The organism is Methylobacterium amylolyticum (assembly GCF_030700245.1).
Classification (GTDB): domain Bacteria; phylum Pseudomonadota; class Alphaproteobacteria; order Rhizobiales; family Beijerinckiaceae; genus Methylobacterium.
The window spans coordinates 219,648-232,264 of record NZ_JAUYZI010000003.1 but is presented as its reverse complement, the minus strand read 5'-3'; the positions used below and the strand labels follow the sequence as shown (position 1 = coordinate 232,264).

Sequence of the window (12,617 nt, the reverse complement as noted above, 5' to 3'; positions counted from 1 at the left end):
GGGCGTCGGCCTCGACACCGACGACGACGCCGGCGCCCGGGGTGAACTGGTAGTTGTAGCCGACCTGGCCGCCGCCGGAGAAGCCCTCACGGTTGCTGTTGGAGTAGACCAGCGTGGAGCCGAGCGGCGCCAGGGCGCGGTAGGGCGCGAGGCCGCCCGGGCCGAGGACGACCGGGTTGCCGGCGGTCTGGACGAAGCCCTGCGAGCCGTTGCTGCTGGCGTCGAAGGCGTAGCCGGCGTTGATACCGAAGTAGGCGCCGGTCCAGGTGAACACCGGGACGGGCGTGAACACCGGCGGCGGCGCGCGGCGCGGAAGGTCCGCGGCGGACGCGGCGGCGGTGAGCGCCGTGAACATCACAAGCGAGGTGGAAAGCTTCTTCATTACTCTGATCCCCAGCAAAAGCCCGATCGCCGCGGACCCTAGGCGATGTCCCGCCGCCACGATGTAGCGCCACGGCCACAGCGGGGGGAAAGCGTGGCCATTGGATCGCGTCAGGACAGTCGACGGCGACCTCCACCCTGGCGAGAGCCGATTTTGACATAGCGATCTATAGTTGAAGCTCCCGCCGGACGCGGTCACGCCGGGGCGATCGTCGGGACGCGTCCGACCGGCCCTGGGACGGGCGCCGGGCGGCTGCCGAATCGGCTCAGGTCGGCGGCGTGCCGTTCGCGGCGAGCACCAGCCCGGCGAGGTAGAGCGAGCCGCAGATCAGGATCCGGGGCGGGCGCTCGAAGGCGATGTCGGCGACCTGCGCCAGGGCCCCCTCCACGCTCGGGGCGGTCCGCGCGGACAGACCCGCCCGCTCGGCGATCTGGGCGACCTCCTCGGGCGGGCGCGCCGCCATCTGCCCGGTGATCGGCACGGCGATCAGTGCGCGGGCGAGGCCCACGAAGTGCCGCAGGAAGCCGTCCGCGTCCTTGGTTCCGAGCAGCCCGACGACGAGGACGAGGGGCGCGTCGCTGCGCTCGCCGAGATCGCCCATCGCCGCGGCCAGGATCCGGCCGCCATCGATGTTGTGGCCGCCGTCGAGCCACAGCTCGGCCCCGGGCGCGACCAGGGCCGCGAGCCGGCCGCGGCCGAGGCGCTGCAACCGCCCCGGCCACTCGACCTGCTCCAGGCCGCGTTCCAGGGCGGCGGTGCCGATGTCGCCGAACCCGGCCGCGCGCAGGGCCGTGATCGCGGTGCCGGCGTTGACGAGCTGGTGGCGCCCGGCGAGCCGCGGGCGCGGCAGGTCGAACAGGTCGGTCTCGTCCTGGTAGACGAGGCGGCCGCGCTCCTCGTGGACGGAGAAATCCTGGTTGCCGATCAGGATCGGCCCCGCGCCGACCGCCTCGGCGCGGCGGCAGAGCACGGCGTCGGCCTCGGCGTAGTCCTGGGCGGCGATCACCGCCGGGCAGCCGCGCTTGAAGATCCCGGCCTTCTCCCCCGCCACCGATTCGACGGTGTCGCCGAGATACTCGGCATGGTCGCGGCCGATCGGGGTGACGACGGCGCAGGCGGGGCGGTCGATCACGTTGGTGGCATCCACCCGTCCGCCGAGCCCGACCTCCAGCAGCAGCACGTCGGCGGGGTGCTCCGCGTACAGCAGCAGGGCGGCGGCGGTGGTGATCTCGAAGACGGTGATCTGATCGCCGGCATTCGCCGCCTCGCAGCGCGAGAACGCGTCGGCCAGCCGGTCCTCGGCCACGAACTGCCCGCCGCCGATGGCGCCGAGCCGGATGCGCTCGTGGAAGCGCACGAGGTGGGGCGAGGTGTAGACGTGGGCCGAGAGGCCGCCCTCCTCCAGGATCGCCCGCATGAAGGCGATGGTCGAGCCCTTGCCGTTGGTGCCGCCCACGTGGATCACCGGCGGCAGCCGCCGCTCGGGATGGTTCAGGCGCGCGAGCAGCCGCTCGATCCGCCCGAGCGACAGGTCGATCGTGCGCGGGTGCAGCGCCAGGAACCGCGCCATCAGGGCATCGGACGAGTCCATGCAGGAGACTCTAGGCCGGTTCCGGGACCGGTTCGACGGCGGGGACCGGCTCGGGCACGTTCATCAGCAGGCCGCAGATCCGGGCGATCGTCTCCTTGAGGGCGTGGCGGTGGACCACCTGATCGACCATGCCGTGCTCGCGCAGGTACTCCGCCCGCTGGAACCCGTCGGGCAGCTTCTCGCGGATCGTCTGCTCGATCACGCGGGGACCCGCGAAGCAGATCAGCGCGCCGGGTTCGGCCAGATGCACATCCCCGAGCATCGCGTAGGACGCGGTGACGCCGCCGGTGGTCGGGTTGGTGAGCACCACGAGGTAGGGCAGCCGCGCGGCGTTGAGCCGGCGCACGGCGACGGTGGTGCGCGGCATCTGCATCAGGGACAGGATGCCCTCCTGCATCCGCGCCCCGCCCGAGGCCGAGAACAGCACGTAGGGGGTGCGCTTCTCCAGCGCCGTCTCGGCGCCGCGCACGAAGGCCTCGCCCGCCGCCATGCCCAGCGACCCGGCCATGAATCCGAATTCCTGCGCGGCGAGCGTCATCGGCAGGCCGCCGACCCGGCCGAAGCCGATCTTGAACGCGTCCTGCAGGCCGGTCTTGGCGCGGGCCTCCTTGAGCCGGTCGGCGTAGCGCTTCTCGTCGCGGAACTTCAGCGGGTCGGCGGCGACTTCGGGCAACGCCACGTCGATCCACGTGCCCTCGTCGAACATCATCTTGAGGCGCGCCTGGGCGCTCATCTTCAGATGGTGCTCGGAGCCGGGAATCACCCAGTGATTGGCCTCCACCTCCTTGTGGAACACCATCTGCCCGGTATCGGGGCACTTGACCCAGAGGTTCTCCGGCGTCTCGCGCTTGAACAGGGTCTTGATCCGGGGGCGCACCACCTCCGTGATCCAGTTCATCGGTTCGACCATCGCGACGCGTCCGTGTGGTTCAAGCCCGGGCAGATATCAGGGAGCGGCGGCGGATCCGCCAGGGGCCGGCCCGCGCCTCAGGCCGCCGGCTCGCGGGCGGCCGCGCGCACGCCCGCGGCCAGCTCGCGCACCAGCCCCTCCACCGCCATGACGCTGCCGGCCTGCGCCCGGCCCTCGCCGTCCAGCGAGCGGACCAGCGCGTCGACCAGCGCCGAGCCGACCACGACCCCGTCGGCGCCCTTGGCGATCGCCGCGGCGTGCGTGCCGGTCCTCACGCCGAAGCCCACCACCACCGGCAGGTCGGTGTGGCGGCGGATGCGGGCGACCGCGTCCGCCACCGCCCCGAAATCCGGCGTCGCCGTGCCGGTGATGCCGGTGATCGAGACGTAGTAGACGAAGCCCGCGGTGTTCGCGAGCACGGCGGGCAGGCGGCGCTCGTCGGTGGTGGGGGTGGCGAGCCGGATGAAGGCGATCCCCTTGTCCAGCGCCGGCAGGCACAGCTCGTCGTCCTCCTCCGGCGGCAGGTCGACGACGATCAGGCCGTCGACCCCGGCGGCCAGCGCGTCGTCGAGGAAGCGGGCGACCCCGTAGGTGTGGATCGGGTTGTAGTAGCCCATCAGCACGACCGGCGTGACGCCGTTCTCGGCGCGGAACCGGCGCACGAGATCGAGGGTGCCCGCCACGCCCTGCCCGGCCTTGAGGGCGCGCAGTCCCGCCGCCTGGATCGCCGGGCCGTCGGCCATCGGGTCGGTGAAGGGCAGGCCGAATTCCAGGATGTCGGCGCCGGCGGCCGGCAGCGCCTTCAGCACCGACAGCGAGGTCTCCGGGTCGGGATCGCCCGCCATCACGTAGGTGACGAGCACCGCCCGGTGCTCCGCGCGGGCGCGGGCGAAGGCGGCGTCGATGCGGCTCGACGCGGAGCGCGTCGTTGCGGGGCGGGTCATGGGTCCGACGGCGTTGGAGGGCCTCAAGGTCGCGCCCGCGCTACACCATCGGTGCCGTCCCGTGAAGCGTTGGCCCCCGCGGCCCGGCGCCCGGGTTGCCCGGGGACCCGCCGGCCCCATCTCCCGGCATCCGAACCATCCGCGAACCATCCGCAGGAGCATGACATGGCCAAGGCCGACAAGCACCACATGGGTCCCGGCGGGCACGGCAAGGGGTCCGGCAGCGGCGCGATGACGGAGCTGCCCGAGGGCGTGCTCGGCGAGAACGACGTGCTGAGCAACCGCGACAAGTCCCGGCACGGCGACGCCCGCGGCCTCGACGGCAAGGCGGTGCAGACCGACCAGTACCAGGACCACGCCGCCAACCGGCAGGATCCGGAGCAGGCGGACAAGACCTGAGGCCGAGGGGCCGCCGCGGCCCCTTCACGCTCCGTTAACCGTGATGGCCCGCTTCTGGCTTGAGCGGGCTGTCACCGCCCGACGAGAGGAGCCCGCCCCATGTCGCTCCGCCGCCTCTTCACCGCCCATCCCGCCGCCCTCGGCGAGACCTACACGCAGCACATGCGCGCCTCGCTGAGCTACGCGGTGCCGCTCACCGGCGCCGCGCTCGCCGCCTACGCGCACGCGCTGTTCCCGTTCCTGTTCACCACCACGGCGAGCGCGACGGTCAAGCGCCTGCACGCGCGGATGACCCGCCGCTGCGTCGCCTGCCCGTCGGGGCGGCTGCACCGCCCGGACCTGTTCGCTGCCCGGCCCCCGGCGGTCGAGCCGGGGCTGATCTACGAGATCTGAGCCCGCGGCCGGCGCCCCGGCCTCAGGCGGCGTGGATCACCGGCACCGCCGGCGCGCCCTCCCACTCGGTGTTGGCGGGGATCGACTCGCCCTTCATCACGATCGTGAGAGGGCGCAGCCGGGCGTAGTCGCCGACCTTGGTGTCGTAGAGCACGGTGGAGAACGCCCCCACCGACACGCCGCGCCCGACCACGACCCGGCCGATCTTCATGATCCGGTCCTCGTAGAGGTGGGTCTGGAGCGCCGAGACGCGGTTGATCGTGCAGAAATCGCCGATCGTCACGCAGTCGAACTCGGTGATGTCGGTGGTGAGCATGCAGACGCCCTGCCCCACCTTCACGCCGAACAGGCGCAGCACCCAGGGCAGGAACGGCGTGCCCTGGAGGTGCTCCAGCAGCACCTTGCCGGCCAAGCCCCAGTAGGCGACGGCAATCGCCTCGGTGCGCATCGCCCACCACGACCACATCGGCAGCATGCCGGGCCGGTAGACGCCCATCAGCAGCCACTTCATCGCGATCACCGCCGAGGACTGGATCAGCGCGATGACGACGCTCACGACCACGAAGCTGACGGCCAACCCCCACCAGTCGCCGTACAGGATCGCCGGGTAGAAGTACCAGTCGATCGCGGTGATCGCGAGGGTGATGTAGAGCATCGGCGAGAACGAGGTCGCGAACGCCTCGAACACGCCGCGGCGCACCTTCGGCCACAGCCCCGGCTCGTAGGTCTGGGCGGTCGAGCCGAGATCGACCTTCTGCCGGGCCGGCAGGCGGATCGGCGGCGAGCCGAACCACGTCTCGCCCGGCGCCATCGCGGCGTTCTCCGGCGGCTTCGACTTGATGCCGATCAGCACGTCGTCGGGGATGACCGCGCCGGGGGGCACCACCGCGTCGTTGCCGACGAACACCCGCGCGCCGGTGCGGGCCGCGTCGAGATGCATCCAGCCGCGGCGGATCTCCTCCTCGCCGTAGACCACCTCGTCGGCGATGAAGTTGCGCGCGCCGACCTCGGCGAGGTCGTAGCGGCCGGCGAGGTTGGTCGAGATCTCCGCCCCCTGCCCCATCCGCGCGCCCATCAGGCGATACCACGCCCGCATGTAGACCGTGGCGAACAGCGAGGAGAGCGTCTCCAGCGTCACCTCGACCGCGAGCGCCAGCGACCACTTGCGCAGGTAGAACAGGGAGTGGACCGAGTAGGTCCCCGAACGGGTCCGCGGCAGGACCAGCCAGCGGATGCCCGCGATCAGCAGCACGGTGCCCGCCGTCATCAGCATGGCGGTCGGCCACGTCAGGATCGGCAGGTACCAGTGGTAGTCGACGTCGGTGACGTCGGAGAGCGAGTCCGAGATCTGGTCGAAGATGAAGAACGCCGGGAAGATCGGCAGCAGGCCGACCGCCGGGATGACCCCGAGCAGCAGGATGTAGGCGGCGAGGAAGGCGGCGCGGCGCGCAGGCGGCGCGTCGGCGGCCTCGGGCAGGGCGGCGGGGTCGGCGGTGCCGACCCGGCGGCCGGGCGAGCCGTCCCAGCGCTCGGCCCGCCCGACGCGGGTTCCGGTGGGGATCGTGGTCAGGTCGGCGATCTCGGCGTAGGGGCCGATCACCGTGTCGTGCGAGATCACGCAGGAGGTGCCGACCGCCGCCTCGGCGCCGATCTCGACGGTACCGATCACCAGCTCGTTGCCGACGATCTCGGCGTTGGCGATCACGAGGCGCCCGCCCAGCGAGGCGCCGTCGCCCACGCTCAGCAGGTCGGGAGCGCCGATCTCGGCGTCCGAGATCAGGGTGTCGCGGCCGATCCGGGCGCCCATGAGCCGCAGGTAGATCGCGATGGCGGGCGAGCCCTGGAGCCACTTGATGTGGACGAGGGGCGCGAGCCGCTGCGCCAGCCACCAGCGGTAATAGTACACGCCCCAGAGCGGGTAGCGCCCGGGCTTCGTCCGCCCGAGCACGATCCACTTGCCGGCCACGGCGATCATCGCGGTGACGGCGTTGATGCCGATGTAGACGAGCAGCAGCACCGCCAGCTCGCCGAAGAAGCCGAGGCCGCCGCCGGTGAGCAGCAGGTAGGTGACGAAGATGCCGAGCCACTGGGAGGTGGTGAGCGCGATCACGAACGGCAGCGCGACGGCTTGGGCCAGCCCGCACAGGGCCCGGCGCATCAGCGGCGGCGGCGCGAAGCTCAGGTCCCGGGTCGCCGCCGCCGCGCCGACGCCGCCGTTGCGGGCGATCAGCGCGTCGGCCATCGCCCGCATCGTGCGGAGCGCGTAGACGTCGGGCAGGGTGATGCCGACGAGCGCCGGGGTCTCGCGCACCGCAGAGACGAAGCGGGCGGCGAGCAGCGAGTGGCCGCCGAGATCGGCGAAGAAATCGCCCTCCAGCGGGATCGGCTGGGCGCCGAAGATCTGCTTGGCGGCGGCCACCAGCGCCGCCTCGGTCTCGTTGGCCGGGGGCTCCTGCTCGCCGTCGGCCGCCACCACCGTGAGCGGGGCGACCTTGAGCGCCTTGCGGTCGACCTTGCCGGAGGTGAGCCGCGGCAGGATCTCGGCCACCTCGAAATGGCCGGGGACCATGTAGGGCGGCATCTGCCCCGCGAGGTCCTTGCGCAGCGCCGCCCTGTCGATCGTCCGGCCGCGCTCGGGGATCAGGAAGGCGACGAGCCGGTCGACGCCGTCGTCGGCGCGCAGCACCACCGCCGCCTGGTTGACCTCGGGGATCGCGCGGATGCGCGATTCGATCTCGCCGAGCTCCACCCGGAAGCCGCGGATCTTGACCTGATCGTCGATGCGCCCATGGAAGACGATGCGGCCTTCCCCATCGAGGGAGACCGCGTCGCCGGAGCGGTAGAGCACCGGGTCGGTGCCGTCCGAGGCGAACGGGTTGGCGATGAATTTCTCCGCCGTCAGCTCGGGGCGCTGGAGGTAGCCGCGGGCGACGCCGGGGCCGCCGATCAGCAACTCGCCCGGCTCGTCGCGTCCGAGGAGACGCAGATCCTCGCTCGCCACGTAGACGGAGTAGTTCGGGATCGGGCCGCCGATGGTCACCGGCTCGCCCGGATGCATCTGCGCGGCGGTCGCCACCACCGTCGCCTCGGTGGGCCCGTAGGTGTTGAACAGGCTGCGCGTCCCGGTCGCCCACTTGGCGACGAGCGGCTCGGGCAGCGCCTCGCCGCCGAGCAGCACGAGGCGGACGTTCGGCAGGTCGCCGGTGATCATGGCGAGCAGGGTCGGCACGGTGTCGAGCACCGTGATCCCCTCGGCCGCGATGATGCCGGGCAGGGCCTCGATGTCGCCCATCATCGCCGGGCTCGCGACGAACAGCGTCGCGCCGACGAGGTAGGGGACCCAGATCTCCTCCATCGACAGGTCGAAGGCGACCGAGGCGCCCTGGAACACTACGTCGTCGGCGCGCATGCCGTAGAGCGCGTTCCCCGAGCGCAGGAAGTGGCAGATGTTGGCGTGGCTGATGACGATGCCCTTCGGCACGCCGGTCGAGCCCGAGGTGTAGATCAGGTAGGCCGGATGCTCCGGCGTGAGCCCGGCCGCCCGCGGGTCGGGCACGGGGGCGTCAGTTGGGGTCGCGGCGTCGAGGGCATCGCGCGTCAGGGCGGGCGCGGCATCGGGAGCGGCGGATTCCAGGGCCGGCGAGACGAGCAGCGCCTTGGCGGCAGCGTCGGTCAGGCAGACGCCCACGCGGTCGGCCGGCGCCTCGGCGTCGAACGGCAGCCACGCGGCGCCCGACAGGGTGATGCCGATCTGGGCGACCAGCAGGTCGGGGCCCCGGGCCATCCACAGGCCGACCACGTCGCCCGGGCCGATGCCCCGGTGGGCGAGGCCGGCGGCGATGCGCCCGGCGCGCGCGGCGACCTCGGCGTAGGTGAGCGCCGGGTGAGCGCCGCCGGGAGCGACGGCAGCCCCGTCGATCAGGCAGGGATGGTCCGCCCGCGCGCGGGCCGACTCCAGGAAGATCTCGGCCAGCACCTCGTCGCGGATCAGGTCGGGCCGGTGCGCGCCGCGCAGGACGGCCGAGCCGGAGGGGGAGCGCCCGCCCTCGGCCCCCGGTCCCGGCCGGGTCTTCTCGGCGAGGTCGCTCATCCGCTGCTCCGCTGCCGGCTCGGCGCCGGCGCCCCCCTGGCCGGCGCCCGTCCCGCGGCCCCGTCCCCGGTGCGCCCTATACCCCGCCGAACGTGCCGATAGCGAGGCAGCTTTGAACCGCGCTTGAATGGGACCGTTCAGTCCGCCAGCGCGGCGTAGGTCATCACCCGCAGCTCGCGCCGGATCGGCAGGGCCGAGGACGGGACGAGCTGGGTCATCAGCACCACGGCGAGATCCTCGGCCGGGTCGATCCAGAAGGCGGTGGAGGCCATGCCGCCCCAGGCGACCTCGCCGGGGGTGCCGAGGATCTGGGCGCGGGCCGGGTCGAGCATCACCGAGAAGCCGAGGCCGAAGCCGATGCCGGTGTAGGAGGTCTCCGCGAAGCGCGGCGTGCCCATCGCCGCGAGGTCGCCCCCTAGGTGGTTGGCCAGCATCAGCGCCACCGTCTTGCGGCCGAGGAGCCGCGCTGCGTCGATCGCGCCCCCACCCAGGATCATCCGGCAGAAGCGGTGGTAGTCGGCGGCCGTCGAGACGAGGCCGCCGCCGCCCGAGGCGATGGCCGGGGCCGCGGCGAAGACCGTCTCGACGGAATCGTCGAACCGGGCGAGCCGCCGCTCCCGGTCGTACGCGTAGGCCGCGCAGAACCGCGGCATCAGGTCGGGCCGCACGTGGAAGTCGGTGTCGGCCATGCCGAGCGGGGCGATCACCGCCTCGCGCAGGTAATCGGCGAAGGGGCGTCCCGAGACGACGGCGACGAGGTGGCCGAGCACGTCGGTGGCGACGCTGTAGTTCCAGGCTGTGCCGGGCTGGGCGAGCAGCGGCGCGGCGGCGGTCCGCGCGACCATCTCCGCCAGGGTGCCCTCGCGGGCGAGGAAGTCGATGCCGCGCTCGCGGTAGAGCGCGTCGACGAGCGTCGCCTCCATAAAACCGTAGGTGAGGCCGGCGGTGTGGGTGAGGAGGTCGCGGATGGTGATCGGGCGCCGCGCCGGCTCGGTCTCGACCTTCATCCGGTTGCCGCCGCTCGCGACCCGCATCTCCGCGAACTCGGGCAGGAAGCGCGCGACCGGATCGTCGAGCTGGAACAGGCCCTGCTCGTAGAGCTGCATCACCGCCACCGAGGTGAGCGGCTTGGTCATCGAGTAGATCCGCGTCACCGTGTCGAGGGTGAAGGGCGTGTCGCGGGCCAGATCCGCCCGCCCGCAAGCTCGGGCGAAGGCGACGCGCCCGCGCCGGGCGACGGTGACGGAGAGGCCGGCGAGCCGCCCGTCCTCCACCAGCCGGTCCATCCAGGGGACGACCCGCGCCAGACGCTCGGGGTCGAAGCCCGCGCCGCGGGGATCGGTCTCGGTCCAGAGGCTCATCGGGTCTCCTGTCTCACCAGCTCTCGGTTCACCAGCTCTCGGCTCACCGGCTCTCGGCTCACCGGCTCTCGGCTCACCGGCTCTCGGCTCACCAGCCCATCGAGCCGGGGCCGCCCTTGAACGGCCCGACGATCCCCGGCGTGATCCAGCCGCCGTAGAAGTTGCCGGGCTGCGGCTCGGCCCGGGCCTCGCCGACCCAGCAAGCGTCCATCGGCCCGGCGTAGAAGGCGACGTAGCCGGCGATCGGCGCGAAGTCCGGCGTCGGGTCGGGGTAGGCCCAGGCCGCCCCCGGCGCGACCCGGCCGCCGGCGGCCACGTCGTACAGCACCGCCCGCCCCTTCCACTCGCAGATCCCGCCCCGGCGCGGCGCCGACAGCGCCCCGGCCGCCACGTCGCCCGGCGGGACGTAGTAGGTCGGCGGGTGGCTCGTCTCCAGCACCCGGTAGCCGCGGGTGGTCTGGGCGATCACGGCGCCGCCGAGGATCACGGCGAGGCGCTGGCCGACCGGCTCCAGCCGCGGCGGGCGGGGATAGGCCCACACGCTCTCCTCGCCGGGAGAGACCGGGTCCGGGACCGGTCGGCGCATCTCGATCCTCTCGCGCATGTCACGCTTCTGTCTCGCGCCCTCACATAGGGCGGCGGCGCCGCCGTTCCGCGGGGGCGCGTCCCGTGATAGCCGGGGCCATCAGCCAGCCGGGACCGCCGCGATGGACATCGCCCTCTTCCTCGACTTCGACGGGACGCTCGTGGACATCGCCCCGCGGCCGGACGCGGTGCGCGTCGAGCCGGGCCTCGTCGACGCGCTGGAGCGGCTGCGCGACCGGCTCGGCGGGGCGCTGGCGATCGTCACCGGGCGGCCGGTGGCGCAGATCGACGGGTTCCTCGCGCCCGCGCTGTTCGACGCGGCCGGGCTGCACGGGGTGGAGCGCCGGGTCGACGGCGCGCTGTCCGGCGGCCGGCCGGAGGATCATCCGGAGCTGCGCCGGCAGGTCGAGCGGCTCAACGCGGAGACCGCCGCCCTCGACGGCGTGCTGATCGAGGACAAGGGCGCCTCGGTGGCGGTGCACTGGCGCCTCGCCGGCCCGGCCGAGACCGCGCGCGCCGAGGCGCTGGTGCGGGCGGCGGCCGGGTCGCTCGGGAGCGCGTACCGGCTCCAGCTCGGCAAGGCGGTCGGCGAGATCGTGCCCGCGCAGGCGACCAAGGCCCACGCCATCCGCGGCCTGATGGAGCGCGCGCCCTACGCGGGCCGCCGGGCGGTGTTCCTCGGCGACGACAAGACCGACGAGATCGCCTTCGCGAGCGTCGCGGAGGACGGGGGCGTGGCGGTGCGGGTCGGCGACGGCGAGACGGTCGCCGCCCGCCGCCTGCCCGATCCGGCGGCGGTGCGCGCCCTGCTGCGGGGCTGGGCGGACGGCGCGGCCATCGACCCCGAGGCGCTGCCGCCGGCTTGAGACGCCCGCTCGGCCGTCTAACATGCGAGAATCCAGCTTGGCGCCGGGTCCGGCGCGGAACGGGAGCAGGTGGCGATGTTCGAGTTTCCGGTCCTCGTCGGCGATATCGGGGGCACCAATGCCCGGTTCGCCCTCGTCGAGAAGAAGGGCGCCGAGCCCCGCCTGCTCGCGCACGAGGCCACGGCCGACCATCCGGACCCGTCGAGCGCCATCCGCGCGGCGCTCGCCGAGGACGGCGACCGGTCGGCCCCGCCGCGCTCCGCGATCCTGGCCATCGCCGGCCGGGTCGACGGGCCGGAGATCCGGCTCACCAACGCGCACTGGACGATCGCGGGCGAGCGGATCGCCGGGGATTTCGGCCTGTCCACCGCGGTGGTCGTCAACGACTACGTGCCCGTCGCGGCGGGCGCGGCGGGGATCGAGCCCCACGACCTCACGCCGGTCGGGCACTGCCCGCGCGTCCCGGGGGGCGCCCGGGTCGTGCTCGGACCCGGCACCGGCTTCGGCGCGGCGGCGCTGATCCCCTACTCCGCCCACCTCGCCATCGTCTCGACCGAGGCCGGCCACACCGAGCTCGGGCCGGTCGACGCCTTCGAGGAGAAGGTCTGGCATGCCCTGGAGCGGGTCGCGGACCGGATCACCGTCGAGGCGGTGCTGTCGGGACCCGGACTCGCGCGGCTGCACGCGGCGGTCGCCCATGTCCGCACCGGCCAGCCGCACGACAAGATCGACCCGGCCGCCGTCACCGAGGCCGGCCTCAACGCCTCCGACCCGCACGCCGCCGAGGCGCTCGCCCTGTTCGCCCGGCTGCTCGGGCGGGTCTGCGGCGACCTCGCGCTGACCTTCCTGGCCACCAGCGGGGTCTATATCGGCGGCGGCATCGCCCCGCGGATCGTGAAGGTCCTGGAGGAGAGCGGCTTCCGCGCGGCGTTCGAGCGCAAGGCGCCGTTCGCGGCGATGATGAAGGGCATCCCGACGAGCGTCATCACCGTCCACGACCCGGCCTTCAACGGCCTCGCGGCGCTGGCGAGCGAGGGGGAGAAATTCGTGTACCACGGGCAGGTGTGGCGGAAGCCCGCGTAGGGCTCCCGCCACC

Annotated in this window: 10 protein-coding genes and 1 pseudogene; 4 read left to right on the top strand and 7 right to left on the bottom strand. The window is 73.2% G+C overall.

Annotation, left to right across the window (positions count from 1 at the left end; translation table 11 throughout):
- The 4 genes and pseudogenes from Q8W71_RS04225 to trpA all read right to left on the bottom strand — a co-directional run.
- Positions 1 to 382 (bottom strand): annotated as a pseudogene (locus Q8W71_RS04225) (porin family protein); the annotation flags it as partial.
- Between the two features lie 265 nt (positions 383 to 647).
- A complete protein-coding gene (locus Q8W71_RS04220) occupies positions 648 to 1,973 on the bottom strand; it encodes a bifunctional folylpolyglutamate synthase/dihydrofolate synthase (RefSeq protein ID WP_305524073.1) in 1,326 nt (441 codons plus the stop codon).
- A gap of 10 nt (positions 1,974 to 1,983) precedes the next feature.
- A complete protein-coding gene (accD, locus tag Q8W71_RS04215; RefSeq protein ID WP_305524072.1) occupies positions 1,984 to 2,883 on the bottom strand; it encodes an acetyl-CoA carboxylase, carboxyltransferase subunit beta in 900 nt (299 codons plus the stop codon).
- Between the two features lie 77 nt (positions 2,884 to 2,960).
- Positions 2,961 to 3,827, bottom strand: a complete 867-nt coding sequence (gene trpA, locus Q8W71_RS04210; RefSeq protein ID WP_305524071.1) for a tryptophan synthase subunit alpha — start codon at positions 3,825 to 3,827, stop codon at positions 2,961 to 2,963.
- Between the two features lie 165 nt (positions 3,828 to 3,992).
- Here trpA and Q8W71_RS04205 point away from each other — a divergent pair, with 165 nt between their 5' ends.
- Positions 3,993 to 4,226: a hypothetical protein gene (locus Q8W71_RS04205; protein WP_370875332.1), complete on the top strand. Its 234-nt coding sequence runs from the start codon at positions 3,993 to 3,995 to the stop codon at positions 4,224 to 4,226.
- Positions 4,227 to 4,325: 99 nt separating this feature from the next.
- The gene (locus tag Q8W71_RS04200) at positions 4,326 to 4,619 is read left to right on the top strand and encodes a DUF6356 family protein (protein WP_305524070.1); all 294 of its coding nucleotides are present in this window, start codon (positions 4,326 to 4,328) and stop codon (positions 4,617 to 4,619) included.
- Between the two features lie 22 nt (positions 4,620 to 4,641).
- Here the strand turns inward: Q8W71_RS04200 and Q8W71_RS04195 are convergent, their stop codons facing one another.
- The 3 genes from Q8W71_RS04195 to Q8W71_RS04185 form a co-directional block, all read right to left on the bottom strand.
- Positions 4,642 to 8,709, bottom strand: coding sequence for a Pls/PosA family non-ribosomal peptide synthetase (locus Q8W71_RS04195; RefSeq protein WP_305524069.1), 4,068 nt, complete (start codon positions 8,707 to 8,709; stop codon positions 4,642 to 4,644).
- 137 nt (positions 8,710 to 8,846) lie between these two features.
- Positions 8,847 to 10,070 (bottom strand): serine hydrolase domain-containing protein, encoded by a 1,224-nt coding sequence (locus tag Q8W71_RS04190; RefSeq protein WP_305524068.1) that lies wholly within the window; start codon positions 10,068 to 10,070, stop codon positions 8,847 to 8,849.
- 88 nt (positions 10,071 to 10,158) lie between these two features.
- Positions 10,159 to 10,674 carry a DUF427 domain-containing protein gene (locus Q8W71_RS04185; RefSeq protein WP_370875331.1) on the bottom strand — a complete coding sequence of 172 codons (516 nt, stop codon included), beginning with the start codon at positions 10,672 to 10,674 and terminating at the stop codon, positions 10,159 to 10,161.
- Positions 10,675 to 10,777: 103 nt separating this feature from the next.
- Between Q8W71_RS04185 and otsB the strand changes: the two genes are divergently transcribed.
- Both otsB and Q8W71_RS04175 read left to right on the top strand, forming a co-directional pair.
- Positions 10,778 to 11,521 carry a trehalose-phosphatase gene (gene otsB, locus Q8W71_RS04180; protein WP_305524067.1) on the top strand — a complete coding sequence of 248 codons (744 nt, stop codon included), beginning with the start codon at positions 10,778 to 10,780 and terminating at the stop codon, positions 11,519 to 11,521.
- Between the two features lie 75 nt (positions 11,522 to 11,596).
- The gene (locus Q8W71_RS04175) at positions 11,597 to 12,604 is read left to right on the top strand and encodes a glucokinase (RefSeq protein ID WP_305524066.1); all 1,008 of its coding nucleotides are present in this window, start codon (positions 11,597 to 11,599) and stop codon (positions 12,602 to 12,604) included.
- Positions 12,605 to 12,617: the final 13 nt, after the last annotated feature.